Here is a 21586-nt window from a genome sequence, read left to right as displayed (position 1 = left end):
TCGCCCGGCACGGCGACCGGCCCTCCGCGGTGCTGCGCGCCGCCGTCGCCGTCGCGCTCTCCGCCCCCGCGACGGGCCTGGGCGTGCTCATCGCTCTGCTCGCCATGGCCGTCATCGCCGGGGTGTTCCCCGTGACGATCCCGCTGGTCGGCATCTCCCTTCCTCTCGCTGTCGCCGTGCGCCTGATCGACCGCCGTCTCGCCCGGCTTCCGATCGGCCCCGCGCAGCCGACCCTCGACTCCGCCACCCCCAACCCAGACAAGGACATCCTGTGACCAAGGCACGCATCTCCATCGACCGGACCGCGGTCGTCGCTCCGATCGATCGGCGCATCTTCGGCTCGTTCGTCGAGCACCTCGGCCGCTGCGTCTACGACGGCATCTACGAGCCCGGCCACCCCACCGCGAACGAGGACGGCTTCCGTCTCGACGTCGTCGACCTGGTGCGCGAGCTCGGCTCGACCACCATCCGCTACCCCGGCGGCAACTTCGTCTCCGGCTTCCGGTGGGAGGACTCGGTCGGACCGCGCGACAAGCGGCCGGTGCGTCGTGATCTCGCCTGGCACTCGCTCGAGACCAACCAGGTCGGCGTCGACGAGTTCTCGCGCTGGCTCAAGCTCACCGGCTCCGAGCTGATGATGGCCGTCAACCTGGGCACGCGCGGCATCGAGGCGGCGCTCGACCTGCTGGAGTACTGCAACCACCCGTCGGGCACGGCGCTCAGCGATCAGCGCATCGCCAACGGCACCGTCGAACCGCACGACATCCGCATGTGGTGCCTGGGCAACGAGATGGACGGCCCCTGGCAGACCGGTTACATGACAGCCGACGACTACGGCAAGATCGCGGCCCGCACCGCCCAGGCGATGAAGGCGGCCGACCGCACGCTCGAGCTGGTGGTGTGCGGGTCATCGGGTTCCGGCATGCCGACCTTCGGCGACTGGGAGCGCACGGTGCTCGAGCACACCTACGAGCACGTCGACTTCATCTCGTGCCACGCGTACTACCAGGAGCGCGGCGGTGACCTCGCCTCGTACCTCGCGTCGTCCATCGACATGCAGTACTTCATCGAGACAGTCGTCGCCACCGCCGATCACGTGGGGCACAAGCTGAAGTCGAGCAAGAAGATCAAGCTCTCGTTCGACGAGTGGAACATCTGGTACCTCGATGAGCACCGGGAGTCGGACGAGGTGAACGACGAGTGGCGCTACGCGCCGCGCCAGCTGGAGGACGTCTACTCGGTGGCGGATGCCGTGGTGCTCGGCAACCTGCTGATCACGCTGCTGAAGAACCACGACCGCGTCGCGTCGGCCTCGCTCGCGCAGCTCGTGAACGTGATCGCCCCGATCATGACCGAGCCGGGCGGCGACGCGTGGCGGCAGACCACCTTCTTCCCCTTCTCGATCACGTCGCGTCTGGCGAAGGGCGAGGTGATCGCGCCTCGCATCGAGGTCGGGACCTACGACACCGCCGTCTACGGTCAGGCGCCCCTGGTCGACTCGGTGGTCACCGTCGATGAGGGCTCCGCGGCCGTGTTCCTCGTCAACCGCAGCCAGACCGAGTCGATCGAGGTGAGCATCGCCGTGGACGGGCTGGGCATCACGACCATCGACGAGGCCGTCACGCTGTGGGACGACGACGTGTACGCGAAGAACACGCTCGCCGAGCAGGACCGGGTCGGGCTGAAGGTCCTCGAGGGCGCGGTGATCCGCGACGGCGTGCTCACCGTCACCCTGCCGCCGGTCTCGTGGTCGGCGCTGTCGCTGTCGTGACCCGGAACCTGCGCCCGGTCGGCGCCGCCGCTGCTCTGATCGCAGCGGCGGCGCTCGCCGGGTGCGCGCCGGCGAGCGCCGTCGCACCCGTGCTGACCGGCGACGTGTTCGTGCACGACCCGGCCTACGTGCAGGTCGGCGACGATCGCTTCGTCTACTCGACGGGCAACGGTCAGATCGCCGACGGGAACATCCAGATCCGCCGTTCCGACGACGGCGTCGACTGGGAGTATGCGGGCGAGGTGTGGGACGAGAAGCCGGCGTGGCTCGACGACGCGGTGCCCGGTGTCGACAACCTCTGGGCGCCCGAGCTCTACCAGCACGACGGCACCTGGTACCTCTACTACTCGGTGTCGACGTTCGGCAGCGGCGACTCGGTCATCGCCCTGGCGACGAACACGACCCTCGACCCCGACGATCCCGACTTCGAGTGGGTCGACCGCGGTGAGGTCATCGCGTCGGAGGGAACCGACTTCAACGCGATCGACGCCGGCATCGTCGAAGACGCGGACGGCACACCGTGGATGTCGTTCGGGTCGTTCTCATCGGGCATCCGGATGGTCGAACTCGAGTGGCCCAGCGGCCTGCGCGCGGACTCCGCCGCGCCGCTTCGCCTCGCCGATCGCGGTCTCGTCGAGAACGCGATCGAGGCGCCGTACATCGTCGCGCGCGACGGCTGGTTCTACCTGTTCGTCTCGCGCGGATTCTGCTGCCGGGGAGTGGACAGCACGTACGAGATCGTCGTCGGGCGGTCGAAGGACGTCGCTGGCCCCTACCTGGATGCCGACGGGACCTCGCTGCTCGACGACGGCGGCACGGTCGTGCTCTCCGGCGACGGCGCCGATCGCATCGGGCCGGGCGGACAGTCGGTGTTCGGCGACACGCTGGCGTTCCACTACTACGACGGTGCGGCCGACGGCGTCCCCACGCTCGGCCTGCTGCCCCTGCAGTGGCAGGACGGCTGGCCGAGGGCGAGCTGGTGAGCGGGCGGGCATCCGGGCGTCACGCCGCGGCCGGCCCGATGCCGCCACCGTGGGATCATGACGGCATGAGCACCGAGCGCAATTGGGCAGGGAACGTCGTCTACGGGGCGGCTGGGCTCGTTCATCCCGGATCGATCGACGAGGTGCGCACGGCGCTCGCCTCGAGCGAGCGGGTGCGGATGCTGGGCACCAGGCACTCGTTCAACGACATCGCCGACACCGATGGAGTGCTCATCGCGCTCGACCGGATGCCGCGTGTCGTCGAGGTCAGCGACGCGCGTGACGCTGTGCGCGTCAGCGGCGCACTGCGCTACGGCGACCTCGCGCCTCAGCTGGAAGCCTCCGGTCTCGCGCTCGCCAACCTCGCCTCGCTGCCGCACATCTCGATCGCCGGCGCTGTGGCCACCGGCACGCACGGATCGGGCGACCGCTCCGGTTCGCTCGCGACCGCGGTGCGGGCGCTCACGATCGTGAGCGCCGACGGCGAGGTGCACGAACTGCGCCGCGGTGACCGCGACTTCGACGGCGCCGTCGTCTCGCTCGGTGCGCTCGGCGCCGTGATCGACCTCACGCTCGACGTGGAGCCCACGTACGCCGTCGCGCAGCACGTCTACGAGGGGCCGAACTGGGACGCGATCCTCGCCGACCTCGACGCGGTCACGGGCGCCGGCACCAGCGTGAGCATCTTCTCGACCTGGCAGCGCACCGACGCCGCCGATCAGCTGTGGGTGAAGCAGCGTCAGCCCGACGACCGCGTCGACCAGCGCGCGGCCGTCGCCGCATCGCTCGGGGCGGTGCCTGCCGCGGGCAAGCGTCACCCGATCCTCGGCGCCGATCCGCGGGCGTGCAGCGAGCAGGGCGGTGTTGCGGGGGAGTGGTTCGAGCGGCTGCCGCACTTCCGGCTCGCGTTCACCCCGTCAGCCGGCGTCGAGCTGCAGAGCGAGTACCTCGTGCCGCGTCACGATGCGATCGATGCGATCGAGGCAGTTCGCGGGCTGGCGTCGCGCATCGCGCCGCTGCTGCTCGTGAACGAGATCCGCACGGTGCGAGCCGACGAGTTGTGGTTGAGCTCGTCGTTCGAGACGGATGCCGTCGGCATCCACTTCACGTGGCGACCCGACGAGTCCGCGGTGCGGGCGCTGCTGCCGACGCTCGAGGCCGCTCTGCCGCGTTCGGCGCGGCCGCACTGGGGCAAGATCTCGACCCTCGACGCGGCCGAGGTCCGCGCGCGCTTCCCGCGCTGGGACGACTTCGCGGCGCTCGCCGCGTCGTACGACCCGGAGCGACGACTCGTGAACCGGCGCCTGGAGCTGCTCGGCCTCTGAGAAGACACAGCTGACGGGCCTCTTGTGCTCGTCGTTCTGATACCGGTAACATCCGAACAGCTGAACGTATGCCGTGGCGTCCGTCGTATCTCGAGGAGGAGACACTCACCCCACCGAACCCGGTGGCGCGGCCCAGCTGAGCGCGGCGTCGCCGCGGGCCCCGGACGGGGCCGATCGTCCCATACCGCCGTCGTCGGCGTGCACTCGCGGCATCTTCGATACCGCTGCTCGAGTGCGCCTGCGCTCGAGCGCGCTCTCGAACGGCTGAAGCATCAGAAGGAGCTCGTACACGTGAGTAGATATGACAACGTCTTGCGCCGCCGGCGCCGGTCGACACGGCGCATCGCCGCGCTGGTCGGGGTGACGGCGCTGGTCGCCTCCTCGGCGGCCGCCGTGAGCCAGGCCGCTGTGGCGGCACCGCTCGCGGTGCCGATGGCTGCCACCGCCGAGGTGCCTCCGATGCCAGGCAACCTGCTGCCCGACGGTCGCTTCGCCGACAGCATGACCGGGTGGACCACAACCCGCGGCGGCACCCTGGCACTGACCGACGACGCCGCCAGCGGTACGCATGCGCTCGCGATCTCGCAGCGTCAGAACACGCAGTCCGGCCCGTTCGCCGACGTCACGGGCAGACTGCAGACCGGTGCCACCTACCGCATGACCGGAAAGCTGAAGTACACCGACGGCGCAGCGACGCAGCGGTTCAACTTCACGTTCTGTCCGACCAACTTCAACGGCTGCGCCGACTACGGCACCACCTTCACCAAGGGCGAGTGGGGTACCTTCACGCAGCAGTTCACCGCCGAGGCCACACACGCTGCGGCCAATTGGTTCTTCGTCGAGACGCCGTGGGGATCGAACGCCCTGCAGGACTTCGCCGTCGACGAGATCTCGCTGGTGAAGATCGCCGACGCCCCGGCGCAGCCCGCCTTCACCAGCCTCGAGAAGGTGCAGGCGAAGCCGCTCACCGACCACAACCCGCTGGTCGGTCACAAGTTCGGAGCCGACCCCCACCACCTCGTCTACAACGGCCGGCTCTACATCTACTCGACCGATGACACCCAGCAGTACGAGGCGAACAGCAAGGACGCCAACGGCCTGCCCACGCAGTCGAACGGCTACGGTGCGATCACGCGCCTGAACGTCATGTCGACCAGCGACATGGTGAACTGGGTCGATCACGGCGCAGTGCCGATCGCTCGCGAGGGAGGCGCCGCTCCCTGGGCGCGCAATTCCTGGGCACCCGCCGCGATCGAGAAGGACGGCAAGGTCTACCTGTACTTCTGCGACAGCGGCACCGGAACCGCCGTCGTCGTCGGAGGGTCGCCGCTCGGACCATGGACCGATCCGCTCGGCAAGAAGATCATCCCCGACACCGTCGACCGCGACTACATCGCCTCGGGCGGCTTCCCCGCGGGCATGTGGCTGTTCGACCCCGAGGTCTTCATCGACGACGACGGTCAGGCATACCTGTACTTCGGCGGCAACTCGCAGATCGGCACCGCGCCGAACGTGCAGGGCCCGCAGAACCCGAAGTCGACCCGTGTGGTCAAGCTGAAGGACGACATGGTCACCCTCGACGGCGACCCCGTCGAGATCGACGGCCCCGGCATGTTCGAGGCATCCAGCATGTTCAAGCGCGATGGCAAGTACTACTACTCGTACTCATCGAACTTCCAGGTCAAGGAGGAGCCGGGCAAGTACCCGAAGACCGGCGCGATCGCCTACATGATGACCGACGACCCGATGGACCTGCCGGCGTCGAAGTACGCGGGTGAGGCGTTCCTGAACCAGGCGACGTTCTTCGGGGCGGGCAATGGCGGCAACAACCACTCCGACATGTTCACCTTCAAGGGCGAGACGTACTTCACGTACCACGCTCAGACCCGCGGAGCCGCATGGGCGGCCGCGCTCGGCACGCCGGGTTCGACGCAGGGCTACCGCTCGGTGCACATCGACAAGCTCGAGTTCAACGCGGACGGCACCATCAAGCCGGTCGTCGGAACCCGTGCCGGCGTGAAGCAGGTCGAGGCGTTCAACCCCTACCGCACCTTCGAGGCCGAGACGCTCGCGTGGCAGCTCGGTGTGAAGACCACGAAGACGGAAGCCGCCTCGGTCGAGTTTCCCGAGCACAACGGCGGGGGCAACATGGTGCTCTCGAGCATCGACGACGGTGACTTCGCCGGAATCGCCGGCGTCGACTTCGGCGCCGGTGCCAAGAGCGTCTCGGCACGCGTGAAGCCGCTCGTCGCCGGTGGCAGCATCCAGGTGCGCCTCGACAACGTCGACGGACCGGTGGTCGCCACCGTCCCCGTCGACGGCGCTGCGGGAGCCTGGACGACCGTCCAGGCCGACGTGACCGGAGCGACCGGAAAGCACGATGTGTTCTTCGTATTCGCCGCGCCCGAAGGTGCAGCCGCCGACACTGACCTCGTCGAAGTCGACAACTGGGCCTTCACCGCAGCCCCCGCGGCGGTGCTCGACCTGGATGTGACGGCGTCGTCGCGCTGCGTCGCGGGCAAGGCGCAGCTGGTGGTCTCGGTGAAGAACGCCGATGCTGCGGCAGCCGATGTCACGGTGACCACGGCGTTCGGTGAGAAGAAGGTCTCGCTCGCCGGCGGGGCGACCACGTCCGCGGCGTTCGCGACGCGCACCGCATCGCTCGCCGCGGGGCAGGCGCAGGTGACCGGCTCAGCCGGTGAACTCGACTACTCCGCATCCACCCCCTACCCGGCGAAGAGCTGCGGCTAGCAGCCTCAGTCGCCGAGTGCAGTGAAAGACGGCCGGCGGGTGCCCACCGGGCATCCGCCGACCTTTCCGTCTCCGCAGTTCGATCCGATCTCATCGCAAGGAGAGAGATGACCACTTTCAACAAGGCCGCGCCGAAGCTCGTCGCGCTGGCCACCGCCAGTCTGCTGGCGACGATGGGGATGCTGGTACCCCAGGGCGCGGCGCAGGCCGCATCCGGATGGGATCCGGCGTCCTCGTACACATCCACAGATGCGGGCGACGGCACCTACTCGGTGCCGGGCCTCAACGCCGATGTGCCTGACGTCAGCGTCGAGCGGGTGCCGGCGTCTGAGAACTCCGAAGGCCGCGACGTCTACTACATGATCAGCACGACCATGCAGCTCAGCCCCGGTGCCCCGATCATGAAGTCGTACGACCTCGTGAACTGGGAGATCGTCAACTACGTCTACGACCGCATCGACATCAGCGACTCCGCCTCGCTGCGCAATGGCGCCAACTCGTATGGTCAGGGACAGTGGGCGTCGTCGCTGCGGTACCACGGCGGCACGTACTACGTGCTGGTCAACTCGCTGAATCTCGGTGGAGCCTTCATCTACCGCACCGACGACATCGAGAACGGAGCGTGGGAGCGCACACCCCTCGGGCGCAGCCTGCACGACCCGTCGCTGTTCTTCGACGATGCCGACGGCGGCACGCCGTACATCATCTACGGCGGCGTCAACGCGGCGCGTCTGAACTCCACCCTGACGGCGATCGAGCAGGACTACGCCAACATCATCCCGCGCGCCGACTATGCGAGCGAGCCGTACGTCGGCAGCAGCGGCCTGTTCGAGGGCGCCCAGATCTTCTACATCGACGGCTACTACTACGTGGTGATGATCACCTGGCCGGCGAGCGGCCGTCAGGTGGCGATGTTCCGCTCGAAGGAGCTGCTCGGACGCCTCGCCACGACGCCGGCACCGTACGAGTCGCGTGGTGTGCTGAACTCGAACGGGTTCGCTCAGGGCAGCCTGGTGCCGGTGAAGGACGACGCCGGAAAGGAGACCTGGCACGGATTCTTCTTCCGCGACACGTTCCCCATCGGTCGCATTCCGGCGCTCATCCCCGCAAAGTGGAGCGACGGCTGGCCGACCTTCGGCGACAACGGCGCGGTCGCGGTGAGCGGATCTTTCGCGAAGCCGATCCGCCTCTCGCCCGAGCAGGAGCGCTTCGAACGGCAGAAGAGCATCGTCGCATCCGACGATTTTCGCAACGACGCGCCTCACCGCGCCTATCAGGACCAGAGCTGGACGATCCCCGAGGCGCCGCAGCTCGACGACTCGCTCATCGGCGTCGAGCTGCTCAGCAACCCCGGCGCCGAGGCCGGCACGAGCGGCTGGATCGTGAACGACACGGCCACGCTGTCGAGCACGACGACCGCCCACTCCGGCACGTCGGCCATCGCGGTCACCGCCCGATCGACGACGGGCTCCGGCCCGGCTCAGGTCATCACCGGCAAGCTGCAGCACGGCGTGAGCTACGACGTGTCGGCATGGGTGCGCTACGACGACCCGGCGAGCCCGGCCACGAAGCCGTTCTACATCACGGCCCGGTACGGCGGCGCGTCGACCACGTTCACCAACCTCACCAGCGGCACGTCGATCACGCGCGGTCAGTGGGGCAAGGTGAGCGGCTCGTTCACGGTGCCGAAGAGCCAGTCGCTGAATGATGTGCGCATCTTCGTCGAGACACCGTGGACCGCCAACCCGGCGGCATCGCCGAAGGAGCATCTGATGGACTTCTCCGTCGACGACGCCTCGCTCGTGGGTCGTCCGGTCACGATCGACAGGCCGAACGCCGCGGAGATCGCGCCGAACGGCTCGAACCTCGACGAGACCTGGCAGTGGAACCACGCGCCTGACAACCGATACTGGTCGCTGACCGATCGCAACGGGTGGCTGCGCCTGACCAACGGCAAGGTGGTCACCGGCGCCTACACGCACCGCAACGGCGGTGAGCTGGCGTGGCTCGAAGAGGCGCGCAACATGCTTTCGCAGCGCACGTTCGGGCCGCGCGAGTCGGCCGAGACCAAGCTCGACGTCTCGGGCATGAAGAACGGCGATGTGGCCGGTCTCGCGGCCTTCAACCGCGACTTCTCGTACGTCGCCGTCAAGCGCGTCGACGGCGTCAACACGGTCGGAGTCGTTCACCGCGGCCAGCCCTTCGCGACGACCTTCGACCAGGCCGCCGTCGAGAGCTTCCTTCCCGGTCGCACGGCCGCCGTGGGTGACGCGAAGGAGGTGCACCTGAAGGCGGACCTCGATTTCGCGAGTTCGGCGGGCAGGCTCTACACGACGTTCTCGTACAGCCTCGACGGCCTCACGTGGACGAAGCTGGGTGACCCGGTGGGGCCGCTCAGCCTCGACGGCGGGCTCACGCACTTCATGGGTCATCGCATCGGCCTGTTCTCCTATGCCACGCAGCAGACCGGCGGACATGTCGATGTCGACCACTTCCTGCTGAGCAGCACGCTGAGCGCCCAGAACCGGCCGCTCGACAAGAGCGCGCTCGATGCGGCGATCGCGCACGCGGCGACTCTGCGGGCTGACGAGTACCCGTCCGAGGCATGGGCGAGCATGCGTGATGCGCTCGCGCAGGCTCAGGCGACGACGTCGGCGACAGTCGGAACCCAGAACCAGATCGACGCCCCCGAGCGGACCCTCAGCTATGAGCTCGCCCGCCTCGGCACCCTTCGGGCGCCCGCGGCGGTGCTCGACCTGGATGTGACGGCGTCGTCGCGCTGCGTCGCGGGCAAGGCGCAGCTGGTGGTCTCGGTGAAGAACGCCGATGCTGCGGCAGCCGATGTCACGGTGACCACGGCGTTCGGTGAGAAGAAGGTCTCGCTCGCCGGCGGGGCGACCACGTCCGCGGCGTTCGCGACGCGCACCGCATCGCTCGCCGCGGGGCAGGCGCAGGTGACCGGCTCAGCCGGTGAACTCGACTACTCCGCATCCACCCCCTACCCGGCGAAGAGCTGCGGCTAGCTCTGCGCTATGAGTCACGCGGGCGCCTTCCCCTCTGAAGGCGCCCGCGTCGCGTTCACTACTGTCCTTGTCGTCACTGACGTCGTCCGCGCCCAGGCGCGGAACCCTTGGATGGCCGCGGGTGGGGCCTTGGGAATGTTACCGGCCACATTGGCGGAAATACAGGCTTTGATCGAAACGTGACGGATTGAGATCTTGGCGCTGGTGCAAGGATCGAGCGCTGTGCTAGGTTCCTGGTTACCGGTAACAGACCGGTGTCACCACTGCGCTCCGTTTGGGGGAGCGCGCTGGGCAAGGGCGCCCACGCAGTTCCTGCCCGATGCCCGAGATGCGAACTCGACAGCCGACCGGCTGATCGTCGATTCGGCGCGGTACCCGCCGGCCGAGGAACTGGAGAAAGCAAATGATGAACAAGGGCAACGCCGCACGCTGCGCGGTCGGAATCCTGGGCGGACTGCTGCTCGCCGGCGTCGGCACCGGTGCCTTCGCGCAGTACCCCGATGCCGACGGCACCGGCGACGTCGACGTCAAGGTCGACATCGCCCCGACCGAGAACGGCGCGCTGAGCCTCACGGTCGCCGGCACCGAGACCACCCTGACCGAAGGTGGCACCACGGCGACCTACCGCCAGTTCTCGGGCGCGCTGCCGAACGTCACCGTCACCGACACGCGCGAGGACGTCCCGGCCGGCGTGTACTGGTACGTGACCGGTCAGGCGAGTGCGTTCGAGGGGGCGGCCGGTCAGCCGGACATCACGGCAGACCACCTCGGCTGGGCCCCGAAGGTCCTCACGCCGAACGACGGCGAGGTCACCGAGGGCGACACGGTCGGCACCTCGATCGACGGCGGCGCGAACGGCGTCGGCCTCGTCGACCAGGAGCTGCTCGCGCTCGCGCTGGACTCCGACGAGGCGCAGGCCACCTCCGGTCAGTGGACTGCGAACGCGGAGCTCGTGCTCAAGACCACGACCGACGTCGCGCCGGGCGCCTACACGTCGACGCTGACGCTGTCGCTCTTCGAAGACGCGTTCTGATCCCTCCTCTCTGCCGGTGACACCATGACCACTCCCCGCTCCGTCCCGCTCGCGCTGTGCGCCGCCGCCCTCGCGGCAGCGCTCGGTCTGCTCGCGATGCCCGCGGCGGGCGCTGCCGAGGGCTCGCCGAAGGATGCGGTGTCGTGGTCGGTGTCACCGGCCGACGAGACCGGCGAAGACGGCCGGGTCTCGATCCAGCACGAACTCGACCCCGGTGAGAGCCTTCAGGAGCATGTCGTGGTCCGCAACCTCGGTGCGGGCGATGTCGTGTTCTCGCTCTCGGCGGCCGACGGCTACTACACCGACGCAGGCCGCTTCGACATGCTGCGATCCGACCAGGAGTCGGTCGATGCCGGCTCGTGGATCACCCTCCCCGAAGACGTCGAGATCGGGGCCGGTGAATCGGCCGTCGTGCCGTTCACGATCACCGTTCCCGATGACGCCGAGCCGGGTGACCACGCGGCTGGGGTCGCAGCATCCGTCCTCTCGGTGAAGTCCGAGGGTGCGAAGGCGAACGGTGTCGGAGTCGAGAGCCGCGTTGGGGTCAAGGTGATCACGCGCGTCGCAGGCGAGGTCGTGCCCGCGTTCGCGGTGCAGGACGTGCGCGCCGATCACCACGTCGATCCCAGCCCGTTCCTGCCCGGGTCGGTGACCGTCTCATTCGATGTCGAGAACACGGGCAACGTCCGGATGGATGCGGCAGGCCAGCTGCAGATCGCGAATCGGACGATTGCGTTCCCCGCCGACGGCGAGCGCGCTCAAGTGCTGCTGCCCGGGGAGCGCCGATCGTTCACCCTCGAGGTCGACGACGTGTGGCCGCTGTTCCTGCTCACCGGCGACCTGATGGTCGCGCCGGTCGCCTCATCACTCGCTGGCGACGAGCTCGCGGTCGACGTCGCGGTCGCATCCCTCGTCATCTGGGCGATGCCCTGGCCACAGCTGCTGCTGGTCGTCGGCATCGCGCTGATCGTGCTCGCGTTGGCCTGGAATCGCATCCGCGCTCGCCGACGCACAGACCACCTCATCTCGCAGGCCCACGAGCGCGGCCGCCAAGAGGCCCTTGACGAAGCGCGCCGAGAGAAAGTGACCAGATGACGTTCGCACTGAACCTGATCCCTGATCATGACCCGGCAGTGGGAGACGCCGGAGGCGTGCATATCCACGTGAACATCACGGCCGTGCCCACCGCTCCGCCAGGTGATGGTCTCGCCGTCACGGGGGGCGAGCTTCCCGCGCTGCTCATGGCAGCTGCAGTGATGCTGATCCTGAGCAGCGCGGCCATGCTCAGGATCCGATCTCGACGCTCCTCCTGACGAAGCGCCGGCCGCAGCAGCGTCATCGCGCACCGAGCTCGCGGTGAGATCCGGAGAGGAGCCCCCGATCGCATATCGTTGTACCGTTCAGGGCGGCGAGGCGAGGGGGATCCATGGCCGGCGAGTCCCCATCTGCGGGCGGGTCGCGCAAGCCGAGCATCTACGACGTCGCCGATCGCGCGGGTGTCTCGCACATGACCGTCTCGAGGGTGCTCAACGGACATCCGAATATCCGCGCCTCCACGCGGGACAGGGTGATGAAGGCGATCGATGAGATGAGCTTCACCCGCAGCTCGATCGCGCGCGCTCTCGCGACAAACCGAACGATGCGAATCGGCGCCATCATCGACAACCCTGGCTTCTTCGGACCGAACAGCGTGCTGCGGGCCATCGAGGTCGCCGCGAGAGAGAGCGGCTACGCCGTCAGCAGCTTCTCGGTTGGCGACGACGAGGATCGCCGGGTGGATACCGGGGTGGCGGAGCTCACCGCCCAGGGCGTCGACGCACTGTGCGTGATCGCTCCGCGTGCGTCGTCGCTCGACCTGCTCCGGCAGCAGTCGGTCGGGCTGCCGACACTGGTCGTCAAGGAGGAGCCCGACGAGCAGATGCACTCGGTGTCCGTCGATCAGCGCGCAGGCGCGGCGGCGGCCGTTCGGCATCTGATCGAATTGGGGCACCGCAGCATCCTGCATGTCGCCGGGCCGCCTGACTGGTTCGACGCGAAGGCGCGCACGGAGGCGTGGCGTGCGGCACTGGCTGAGGCTGGGCTGCCCATCGTCGAGCCGATGATCGGCGACTGGTCGTCGGATTCAGGCTACGCATTCGGGCAGACACTCGAGCTGGGCGACGCGACGGCAGTGTTCGTCGCCAACGACCAGATGGCACTCGGATTGATGCACGGGTTCGCCGAACGAGGCATCCGTGTGCCTGACGACGTCAGCGTCGTCGGCTTCGACGATGCGCCGGATGCCAGGCACTACCTCCCGCCACTCACGACGGTTCGTCAGGACTTCGCTCTGCTCGGCAGGGTGGTGATCGGCGAGCTGCTCGCCGCGATCGAAGGGGCGGAGACCGAGGCACGCGAGCTGATCCAGCCCGTGCTGAAGCTGCGCGCCTCGACGGCTCCGCCCCGCTCCTGATCGGGGCGCCCTCGCGATTGCCAGGGCTATCTGTGCTCGGTAACATCGTCCGGGGACGAGACCGACGGAGGTGCGAATGCCCAGTGTCGGTTCCGACAAACGCGGGATCCGGCAGGTTGCGGACCTCGCGGGCGTCTCACACATGACCGTGTCGCGGGTGCTGAACGATCACCCCAACATCAAGCCCGACACCCGACGGCGCGTCCTGCAGGCTATCGAAGAGCTCGATTACCGGCCCAACCTGGTCGCCAGAGCGCTCGCTACGCAACGCACCCAGCGCATCGGTGTCATCATCGAGAGCGTCGTGTCGTTCGGGCCGAGCAGCATTCTCCGTGCGGTCGAGATGGCGGCTCGCAGCTCGGACTATTCGGTCACGGCGGTCGCGCTGCACGACGGTGACACGATGACGCCGCAGGATGCGGTCGACAACCTCGTCACCCAGGGCGTCGACGCACTGTGCGTCATCGCGCCCCGTTCGTCATCGGTCGCGGCGCTGCGACGCATCTCGTTGAATGTGCCGCTGCTCGTGGTGAAGGCGGACGCCGATCCCACCTTCCTGACCGTGTCGATCGACCAGCACGCCGGAACCTCGCTCGTGGTCGACCACCTCGTCGCTCTCGGCCATCGCGACATCCTGCACGTCGCGGGGCCGCTCGACTGGCTCGACGCCCGTGCTCGCGAACGCGCTTTCCACGCCCGGGCGAAATCGTGGGGGATCCGCGAGCGGCCGATCGTCGTCGGCGACTGGACGGCGGACTTCGCCTACGACTTCGCCAAAGGGCTGACGCGTCTGCCCGACTACACGGCCGTGTTCGTCGCGAATGACGACATGGCCATCGGCCTGGTCCACGGCCTGCACGATCAGGGCTTCGAGGTGCCGAAGGATCTCAGCGTGGTGGGATTCGACGATGTTCCGCTCGCTCGGCACTTCCTGCCGCCGCTCACAACCGTGCGCCAGGACTTCGCCTCGCTCGGCGCCGCCGTCGTCGAGATGCTGCGGGCGGCTCTCGAGGAGCGCGAGCTGCCGCAGCTCACCCGCATCCCCACCGAACTCGTCGCCCGCGAGTCCAGCGCCGCCCCGAGGGTGGTGCGCTGATGGCGGAGCCCGTGGTCGAGCTCACCGGCATCCGGGTGGAGTTCCCCGACGTCGTCGCTCTCGACGACGTCGACTTCCGGCTGTTCCCCGGTGAGGTGCACGCGCTGATGGGTGAGAACGGCGCCGGCAAATCGACGCTGATCGGCGTGCTCACCGGCACGATCACGCCGGTGGCGGGCACGGTCGTCGTGGCCGGGGAGGAGCGTCGCTTCTCAGGCGTGGCGGACGCCCGGGCCGCCGGCGTAGCCACGGTGTTCCAGGAGGCACAGCTCGGTCCGACCATGAGCGTCGCCGAGAACGTCATGCTCGGCCGCGAGCGTCGGGGACGGCTCGGCATCGACTGGCGTCGCACGCGAGCGGACGCCGCCGACGCGCTCGCCCGGCTCGGGCTCGACGAGATGGAGCCACGCACGCCGATGGCGCTGCTGTCGCCCGCGCAGAAGCAGCTCGTCGCACTCGCGCGTTCGGTCGTCGACGACCCCCGCATCCTCGTGCTCGACGAGCCGACATCGAGCCTGGATCAAGCCGAGGTCGAGACGCTCATGCGGGTGATCCGCGGTCTCCGTGATCGCGGCGTGGCGATTCTGTTCGTCTCGCACTTCCTCGAGCAGGCGTTCGCCATCAGCGACCGGATGACGGTGCTGCGCGGCGGCTCGCGGGTGGCGGAGACCCCGACCCGCGAACTCGAGCGGGCCGACCTCATCTCGCAGATGCTCGGCAAAGACCTCAAGGCGTTGCGGGCACTGGGATCAGAACGCAAGGCGCATCACTACGCCGCCGACGGCGAGCCGGCGCTGCGAGCGACCGGCATCGGCCGCAGAGGCGAGCTCGACCCGATGAACGTCGAGGTGCACCGAGGCGAGATCGTGGGTCTCGCCGGCCTGCGAGGATCCGGCCGCACGGAGCTCGCCTCGCTGCTGAGCGGCTCGCTGCGGGCGGACAGCGGTCAGACGAGCGTCAACGGCGATCGCGTGCAGCTGCGCAGCCCATCGTCGGCGCTGCGCCGCCGGATCGCGGTGTCGCCAGAGAACCGGCGGGTCGATGGAATCATCGGTGACCTGACCGCCCGAGACAACATCGTGCTGTCGTTGCAGGCGATGCGCGGCTGGGCCCGGCCACTGTCGCCCGCCGAGACCGAGGCCCTCGCCGACACGTACGTGGAGACCCTTCACCTCGACCCGTCTGACCTGTCGCGCCCGGCGAAGCTCCTCTCAGGCGGGACTCAGCAGAAGCTGCTGCTGGCGCGGGCGCTCGCCACCAGGCCGCATGTGCTGATCCTCGACGAGCCGACCCGCGGCATCGACATCGCCGCCAAGCTCGACATCCAGCGCCGCGTGAGCCAGCTCGCAGGCGACGGTGTCGGCGTGGTGTTCATCTCGGCCGAGTTGGAGGAGGTCGTTCGCCTGAGCGACCGCATCGTGGTGCTCAAGGACCGCGAGAAGCTCGGGGAGGTCAGCAATGGCCCCGGCGTCACGGTCGACAGCATCGTGGAGATGATCGCCGCCGAGGTGCATACGCACGACGCGTGAGGTGTGTCCGGTAACAACGAATTGATCACGAAGCAGATCAACTTTGAGGCCGACGCTTGTGTTCCAAAAAATGTTCCCGGTAACATGAACGGCACGGCGCACCACGTCGTCTTGTTGATCACACCCGGACCGGCCAGGTCCACCCCGGGCAGCGCCCCGGTCTCTCAAGGAGGAGAACTATGTCTGCAAAGAAGCACATCCGCGCGGTACTCGGCTTTGCGGCCGTCGGTGCGCTCGCGCTCGGCCTGACCGCCTGCGGCGGCGCCGACGAGAACGGCACGTCCGACGGCGGCGCATCCGGCGAGCTCGTCGAGGTCGGCTTCGTGGCGGTCGGCCCCGAGGGCGGCTGGCGTCAGGCGAACGAGCAGAACATCAAGGACACGTTCACCGAGGATGCGGGCTACAAGCTCAGCTACGCGCCCGCCGCCAACCTCGACCAGAAGTCGCAGATCGACAGCTTCACGGCGTTCGTCGACCAGGGCGTCGACGTCATCCTGCTCTCGGCCACCGAGGCCACGGGCTGGGAGGACTCCCTGAAGCTCGCGCAGGAGGCCGAGATCCCGGTCATCCTGCTCGACCGCGGCATCGAGCCCGAGGACGACAGCCTCTACGTCACGCGCATCGCGCCCGACAACATCGAGGTCGCCAAGGAGGTAGGCGAGTGGGCTGCCTCGGCCTTCCCCGACGGCGGCAACTACGTCGTGCTCGAGGGTCCGGCCGGTGTCGGCGTGGTCAACGAGCGCAACGAGGGCTTCGAAGCGGGCCTCGGCGACTCCGCGCTGAACAAGGTCGACGCGCAGACCGCGAACTGGTCGACCGAAGAGGGCAAGAGCGTGCTCGAGACGATGCTCAAGGCCAACGGCAACGACATCCAGTTCGTCTTCGCGCAGAACGACGAGATGGGCCTCGGCGCCGCGCAGGCCGCGGAAGAGGCGGGCCTCGTCGTCGGCCAGGACATCAAGATCGCCACGATCGACGGCACCAAGAACGCCATCCAGGCGCTCGCAGACGGAAAGCTCAGCTACGTGCACGAGTACAACCCGCTCTTCGGCGAGACCGCTCTGGACGTCGTGAAGAAGGCACTCGACGGCGAGGACGTGGACTCGTACATCATCGTCCCCAGCGAGGCCTTCGACTCGGCCGACGCGGCCAAGGCCGTGCTCGCCGACCGCAAGTACTGATCGGAGAGCCGGGTGGCGCGCAGCGCGCCACCCGGCATCCGTCACCACAGACTGAGAGACAGCGATGACCGAAGAACTGCCCATCGTGCAGATGCGCGGCATCTCGATCGAGTTCCCGGGTGTGAAAGCCCTGGACGACGTCGAGTTCCGGCTCTTCCCCGGCGAGGTGCACGCCCTGATGGGCGAGAACGGCGCGGGCAAGTCCACCCTCATCAAGGCGCTCACCGGCGTCTACCGGATCGACTCCGGCTCGATCGTGGTCGCAGGCCAGGAACGGCAGTTCAGCGGCACCGGCGACGCGCAGAGCGCGGGGATCTCGACGGTGTACCAGGAGGTGAACCTGGCGCCCAACCTCAGCATCGGCGAGAACGTCATGCTCGGCCACGAGATCCGCGGGCCGTTCGGAGTGGACTGGCGCGCGACGCATCGCGCGGCCACCGAGGCGCTCGGCAGGCTGGGACTGTCGCACCTCGACACCCACAAGCCGCTCTCCACCCTCTCGATCGCCGTGCAGCAGCTCGTCGCGATCAGTCGTGCGATGGCGGTCAAGGCCAAGGTGCTCATCCTCGACGAGCCGACCTCCAGCCTCGACGCGGCCGAGGTCGAGGGCCTGTTCACCGTGATGCGCACGCTGCGCGATCAGGGAGTCGCGATCCTCTTCGTGTCGCACTTCCTCGACCAGATCTACGCCATCAGCGACCGCCTCACGGTGCTGCGCAACGGACGGTACGAGGGCGAGTACCTCACGCGCGACCTGAACCGCCACGCGCTGATCTCGAAGATGATCGGCAAGGACCTCGACGCGCTCACATCGCTCGGCGGCAACCGCCGCACCGAAGCGCGCCATGCCGACGAGAAGCCGCTGCTGTCGGCATCCGGCATCGCCCGCCGCGGCTCCGTCGAGCCGACCGACCTCGACATCCGCCCCGGTGAGGTGGTCGGCTTCGCCGGCCTGCTCGGCTCGGGTCGCACCGAACTCGCCCGCCTGCTCTACGGCGCCGACCGGGCCGACCAGGGCGCCATCCAGCTGCACGGTCGCGACATCGAGCTCCGCTCGCCCGCGGACGGACTCGACGCGCGCATCGCGTTCTCGACCGAGAACCGGCGCGACGAGGGAATCATCGGCGACCTCACCGTGCGCGAGAACATCATCCTGGCCGTGCAGGCCGAGCGCGGGTGGGCTCGACCGCTGCCGCGGAAGGAGCAGGATGCCATCGTCGAGAAGTACATCGCCGAGCTGAACGTGCGTCCCGCAGATCCGAACCGCATGATCAAGAATCTCTCCGGCGGCAACCAGCAGAAGGTGCTGCTCGGGCGGTGGCTCGCCACCAAGCCAGAGCTGCTGATCCTCGACGAGCCGACCCGCGGAATCGACGTGGGCGCGAAAGCCGAGATCCAGGAGGCCGTCGCCGCTCTCGCGGAGGACGGGGTGGCGGTCGTGTTCGTCTCGTCGGAGCTGGAGGAGGTCGTCCGCCTCTCCGAGCGCATCGTCGTGCTGAAGGATCACGAGAAGATTGGGGAGATCCAGAACGGCCCCGAGGTCAACGCCCAGCAGATCGTGGACGTCATCGCCGCGCACGGAACCGACGTCGCGGCTGCCACACTCGACGAGGCCGAGGGCACCCTGCCCGACAGTATCCCCGCATCGACCGCAGAGGAGGGGGCGCGATGAAGAACGCGACCACCGTCTGGCGAGACCTGATCCACAAGCCGTTCTTCTGGGGCATCATCGCGATCGTCGCGCTGCTGCTGCTGAACGTGCTGAAGGATCCCGGCTATCTCGCCCTGACCGTCAACCCGAACAACGGCCACCTCGTGGGCAACGTGATCGACATCCTGCGCCAGGCCGCGCCGATCATGATGATCGCCATCGGCATGTCGCTCGTGATCGCCACGGCGGGCATCGACCTGTCGGTCGGCTCGCTCATGGCGGTCGCCGGGGCCGTGTCGATGGAGTTCCTGCGCAGCACCGACGGCACCTCGGCCGGCTCCGCCCTGGCGGCGGTCGGGCTGTCGCTGGCGATCACCGCGCTGCTGGGTGCCGTGAACGGCGTGCTCGTCGCCTACGTCGGGCTGCAGCCGTTCATCGCCACACTCGTGCTGATGCTCGCCGGGCGCGGAATCGCGAAGGTCATCACCGGCGGCCAGAACACCGCGGCCAGCAACGACACCTACCGCTGGATCGCCAACGGCTACGTCGTCGGCATCCCCGTCGTGTTCCTGCTCGCCGTCGCGATCGTGATCGCCGTCGCCTGGGTGGTGCGCCGCAGCGCCCTGGGACTGATGATCGAGGCGATCGGCATCAACCCGCGAGCCAGCCGCATGGCGGGCATCAAGCCGAAGGGCCTGCTGCTGACCGCGTACATCCTCAGCGGCGTCCTCGCCGGCATCGCCGGCGTGATGTCGGTGGGCAGCGTGATGACCGTCGACATCTCGCGCACCGGCTATCAGCTCGAGCTCGACGCGATCCTCGCCGTCGTCATCGGCGGGGCATCCCTGATGGGCGGGAAGTTCTCGCTCTCGGGCGCGTTCGTCGGCGCCCTGCTCATCGCCACCCTCGACAAGACGGTGCTGTTCCTCGGGGTCTCGTCGTCGGCGACCCCCGCCTTCAAGGCGACGGTGATCATCGTCATCTGCCTGCTGCAGTCCGAGCGCGTGCGCGCCTGGTTCCGGCGCCGCCGCACCTCGGCTCCCACCGCGAGTGCCGAGACGTCCGAGATGAAGGAGGTGGCGGCATGACCACCATGACCGCGACACCCGAAGCGCCCTCCCGCGCGAGCCTCGCCGCGCGTGTGGGTCGCACGATCACCGCGAACCCGTCGATTCTGCCGACCGTCGCCTCGGTCGTCATCTTCGTCGCCATGATCGTCTACGGCGAGATCGCCTACGGGCGCATCGTGCAGGCGAGCACCCTGTCGAACCTGCTCATCAACAACGCGCACCTGATCGTGCTGGCCGTCGCGCTGACCTTCGTGATCCTCACCGGCGGCATCGACCTGTCGGTCGGGTCGATCATCGCGTTCTCGTCGGTCGCCGGCGTCATGCTCGCCGGTGCCGGGTGGCATCCGCTGCTCGTGGTGGTGGCCATGATCGCCATGGGCTCGGCATTCGGGCTGTGCTCGGGACTGCTCATCAGGTACTTCAACGTGCAGCCGTTCATCGCGACGCTCGCGATGATGTTCCTCGGCCGCGGCCTGGCCTCCCTGCTGAGCACGAAGCCTCAGCGCCTCGCCGAGGACTCCCCGATCCGCTGGATCGGCGAGAAGATCAAGGTCATCGACGGACCGAAGGTCAACGACCTCACCATCACGCCTGCGGTGATCGTCGCCGTCGTCGTGGTCGCCGCCGCGTTCTTCGTGCTGCACCGCACCCGGACCGGTCGCACCGTGTACGCGATCGGAGGATCCGAGAGCTCCGCGCTGCTGATGGGCCTGCCCGTGCACCGCAGCAAGGTTCTGGTGTACGTGATCAGCGGCACGCTCGCCGGCGTCGCTGCCGTGCTCTACACGGCGCGCCTGGGCACGGCTCAGAACATCACCGGCATCGGGTGGGAGCTCGACGCGATCGCCGCAGCCGTCATCGGCGGCACGGTGCTCACCGGCGCGTACGGATACGTGCTCGGCTCGGTGGTCGGTGCGCTCGTGCTCGGACTGATGACCGTGCTGATCACCCGCGACGGCGGCATCCCGCCCGAGATGACCACGATCATCACCGGCGGCATCCTGCTCGTCTTCGTCCTGCTGCAGCGCGCGGTGATCCGCAAGAAGGAATGAGAGATCTGAGCCGCGAGGGCCGCCCTCTGGGGCGGATGTCGGCGCAACGGACGGTTGTCGGCAGAATCGGGAGATCCGCGCCGGCATCCGTCCACCGTGCCGACATCCGTTCGGGGGAGGAGTTCGCCGGCCGAGCCGTACACTCGGGACGGTGAGCGACGTGGATGCGATGGGCAGGCGGCCGGTCGGCGTCCGCGAGGTCGCCGCTCGTGCCGGTGTCTCCCGCCAGACGGTGTCGCGGGTGCTCAACGAGCATCCGGAGGTCGCCGCAGACACCCGCGAGCGCGTGCTCGCCGCGATGGCCGAGCTCGGCTATCGCGTCAACAATGCGGCCAGGGCACTCGGCACCCGGCGCTCGCGCACACTCGGCGTGCTGGCATCCGACGCGCTGCAGTACGGCCCGTCACGCAGCCTGGCGGCGATCGAGGCGAGGGCTCGCGGTGCCGGGTACTGGGTCAGTGCGGCCTTCGCGGATGCCGGTGACGCGGCCGCGGTGGTCGCCGCGGTGCAGCACCTCGTGTCGCAGGGCGTCGAGGGCATCGTCGTCGTCGCCCCGCACGCGCGGACGCAGGACGCGCTGGATGCCCTGCAGATCGGCGTGCCGATCGTCACGCTGCACGCCTCGGGGCGAGGCATGCGAGGGCTCTCGGTCGACCAGGCGGCCGGCGC

17 protein-coding genes are annotated in these 21586 nt (G+C 68.5%); all 17 read left to right on the top strand.

Annotated features, from left to right (window positions below; all coding sequences use genetic code 11):
* Window positions 1–275 (top strand): hypothetical protein (locus tag RT309_RS05865; protein WP_313355943.1); only part of this gene is annotated, 275 nt, incomplete at its 5' end.
* Window positions 272–1771, top strand: coding sequence for an alpha-N-arabinofuranosidase (locus RT309_RS05860; RefSeq protein WP_313355942.1), 1500 nt, complete (start codon window positions 272–274; stop codon window positions 1769–1771). The genes RT309_RS05865 and RT309_RS05860, both read left to right, overlap by 4 nt.
* The gene (locus RT309_RS05855; RefSeq protein ID WP_313355941.1) at window positions 1768–2754 is read left to right on the top strand and encodes an arabinan endo-1,5-alpha-L-arabinosidase; all 987 of its coding nucleotides are present in this window, start codon (window positions 1768–1770) and stop codon (window positions 2752–2754) included. Before RT309_RS05860 ends, RT309_RS05855 begins: the two co-directional genes overlap by 4 nt.
* 65 nt (window positions 2755–2819) lie before the next feature.
* A complete protein-coding gene (locus RT309_RS05850) occupies window positions 2820–4079 on the top strand; it encodes an FAD-binding protein (protein ID WP_313355940.1) in 1260 nt (419 codons plus the stop codon).
* A 291-nt stretch (window positions 4080–4370) separates the two neighbouring features.
* Window positions 4371–6830: a family 43 glycosylhydrolase gene (locus RT309_RS05845; RefSeq protein WP_313355939.1), complete on the top strand. Its 2460-nt coding sequence runs from the start codon at window positions 4371–4373 to the stop codon at window positions 6828–6830.
* Between the two features lie 107 nt (window positions 6831–6937).
* Window positions 6938–9853, top strand: a complete 2916-nt coding sequence (locus RT309_RS05840; protein ID WP_313355938.1) for a family 43 glycosylhydrolase — start codon at window positions 6938–6940, stop codon at window positions 9851–9853.
* 403 nt (window positions 9854–10256) lie between these two features.
* The gene (locus tag RT309_RS05835) at window positions 10257–10886 is read left to right on the top strand and encodes a hypothetical protein (protein WP_313355937.1); all 630 of its coding nucleotides are present in this window, start codon (window positions 10257–10259) and stop codon (window positions 10884–10886) included.
* A gap of 24 nt (window positions 10887–10910) precedes the next feature.
* A complete protein-coding gene (locus tag RT309_RS05830) occupies window positions 10911–11981 on the top strand; it encodes a hypothetical protein (RefSeq protein WP_313355936.1) in 1071 nt (356 codons plus the stop codon).
* Window positions 11978–12199: a hypothetical protein gene (locus RT309_RS05825; protein WP_313355935.1), complete on the top strand. Its 222-nt coding sequence runs from the start codon at window positions 11978–11980 to the stop codon at window positions 12197–12199. The genes RT309_RS05830 and RT309_RS05825 overlap by 4 nt, the downstream gene beginning before the upstream one ends.
* Before the next feature lie 113 nt (window positions 12200–12312).
* A complete protein-coding gene (locus tag RT309_RS05820; RefSeq protein WP_313355934.1) occupies window positions 12313–13338 on the top strand; it encodes a LacI family DNA-binding transcriptional regulator in 1026 nt (341 codons plus the stop codon).
* 76 nt (window positions 13339–13414) lie between these two features.
* Window positions 13415–14434 carry a LacI family DNA-binding transcriptional regulator gene (locus RT309_RS05815; protein ID WP_313355933.1) on the top strand — a complete coding sequence of 340 codons (1020 nt, stop codon included), beginning with the start codon at window positions 13415–13417 and terminating at the stop codon, window positions 14432–14434.
* Window positions 14434–15963: a sugar ABC transporter ATP-binding protein gene (locus tag RT309_RS05810; protein ID WP_313355932.1), complete on the top strand. Its 1530-nt coding sequence runs from the start codon at window positions 14434–14436 to the stop codon at window positions 15961–15963. The genes RT309_RS05815 and RT309_RS05810 overlap by 1 nt, the downstream gene beginning before the upstream one ends.
* Window positions 15964–16142: 179 nt before the next feature.
* On the top strand, window positions 16143–17144 hold the full coding sequence (locus RT309_RS05805; RefSeq protein ID WP_313355931.1) for a substrate-binding domain-containing protein: 1002 nt from the start codon (window positions 16143–16145) through the stop codon (window positions 17142–17144).
* 64 nt (window positions 17145–17208) lie between these two features.
* Window positions 17209–18816: a sugar ABC transporter ATP-binding protein gene (locus tag RT309_RS05800; protein ID WP_313355930.1), complete on the top strand. Its 1608-nt coding sequence runs from the start codon at window positions 17209–17211 to the stop codon at window positions 18814–18816.
* Complete coding sequence (locus tag RT309_RS05795) at window positions 18813–19883, top strand: ABC transporter permease (protein WP_313355929.1); 1071 nt, start codon at window positions 18813–18815, stop codon at window positions 19881–19883. Before RT309_RS05800 ends, RT309_RS05795 begins: the two co-directional genes overlap by 4 nt.
* Window positions 19880–20917 carry an ABC transporter permease subunit gene (locus tag RT309_RS05790; protein ID WP_313355928.1) on the top strand — a complete coding sequence of 346 codons (1038 nt, stop codon included), beginning with the start codon at window positions 19880–19882 and terminating at the stop codon, window positions 20915–20917. The genes RT309_RS05795 and RT309_RS05790 overlap by 4 nt, the downstream gene beginning before the upstream one ends.
* A gap of 151 nt (window positions 20918–21068) precedes the next feature.
* On the top strand, window positions 21069–21586 hold a 518-nt coding region (locus tag RT309_RS05785), incomplete at its 3' end, for a LacI family DNA-binding transcriptional regulator (protein ID WP_313355927.1).

The organism is Microbacterium sp. (genome assembly GCF_032084865.1).
GTDB lineage: Bacteria > Actinomycetota > Actinomycetes > Actinomycetales > Microbacteriaceae > Microbacterium.
This window is presented reverse-complemented; position numbering and strand designations above follow the sequence as displayed.

Coding starts and splice junctions, on each gene's coding strand:
- RT309_RS05830 (WP_313355936.1), top strand. CDS start 10,911: ATGACCACTCCCCGCTCCGTCCCGCTCGCGCTGTGCGCCGCCGCCCTC.
- RT309_RS05815 (WP_313355933.1), top strand. CDS start 13,415: ATGCCCAGTGTCGGTTCCGACAAACGCGGGATCCGGCAGGTTGCGGAC.
- RT309_RS05800 (WP_313355930.1), top strand. CDS start 17,209: ATGACCGAAGAACTGCCCATCGTGCAGATGCGCGGCATCTCGATCGAG.
- RT309_RS05835 (WP_313355937.1), top strand. CDS start 10,257: ATGATGAACAAGGGCAACGCCGCACGCTGCGCGGTCGGAATCCTGGGC.
- RT309_RS05820 (WP_313355934.1), top strand. CDS start 12,313: ATGGCCGGCGAGTCCCCATCTGCGGGCGGGTCGCGCAAGCCGAGCATC.
- RT309_RS05790 (WP_313355928.1), top strand. CDS start 19,880: ATGACCACCATGACCGCGACACCCGAAGCGCCCTCCCGCGCGAGCCTC.
- RT309_RS05850 (WP_313355940.1), top strand. CDS start 2,820: ATGAGCACCGAGCGCAATTGGGCAGGGAACGTCGTCTACGGGGCGGCT.
- RT309_RS05825 (WP_313355935.1), top strand. CDS start 11,978: ATGACGTTCGCACTGAACCTGATCCCTGATCATGACCCGGCAGTGGGA.
- RT309_RS05810 (WP_313355932.1), top strand. CDS start 14,434: ATGGCGGAGCCCGTGGTCGAGCTCACCGGCATCCGGGTGGAGTTCCCC.
- RT309_RS05840 (WP_313355938.1), top strand. CDS start 6,938: ATGACCACTTTCAACAAGGCCGCGCCGAAGCTCGTCGCGCTGGCCACC.
- RT309_RS05795 (WP_313355929.1), top strand. CDS start 18,813: ATGAAGAACGCGACCACCGTCTGGCGAGACCTGATCCACAAGCCGTTC.
- RT309_RS05805 (WP_313355931.1), top strand. CDS start 16,143: ATGTCTGCAAAGAAGCACATCCGCGCGGTACTCGGCTTTGCGGCCGTC.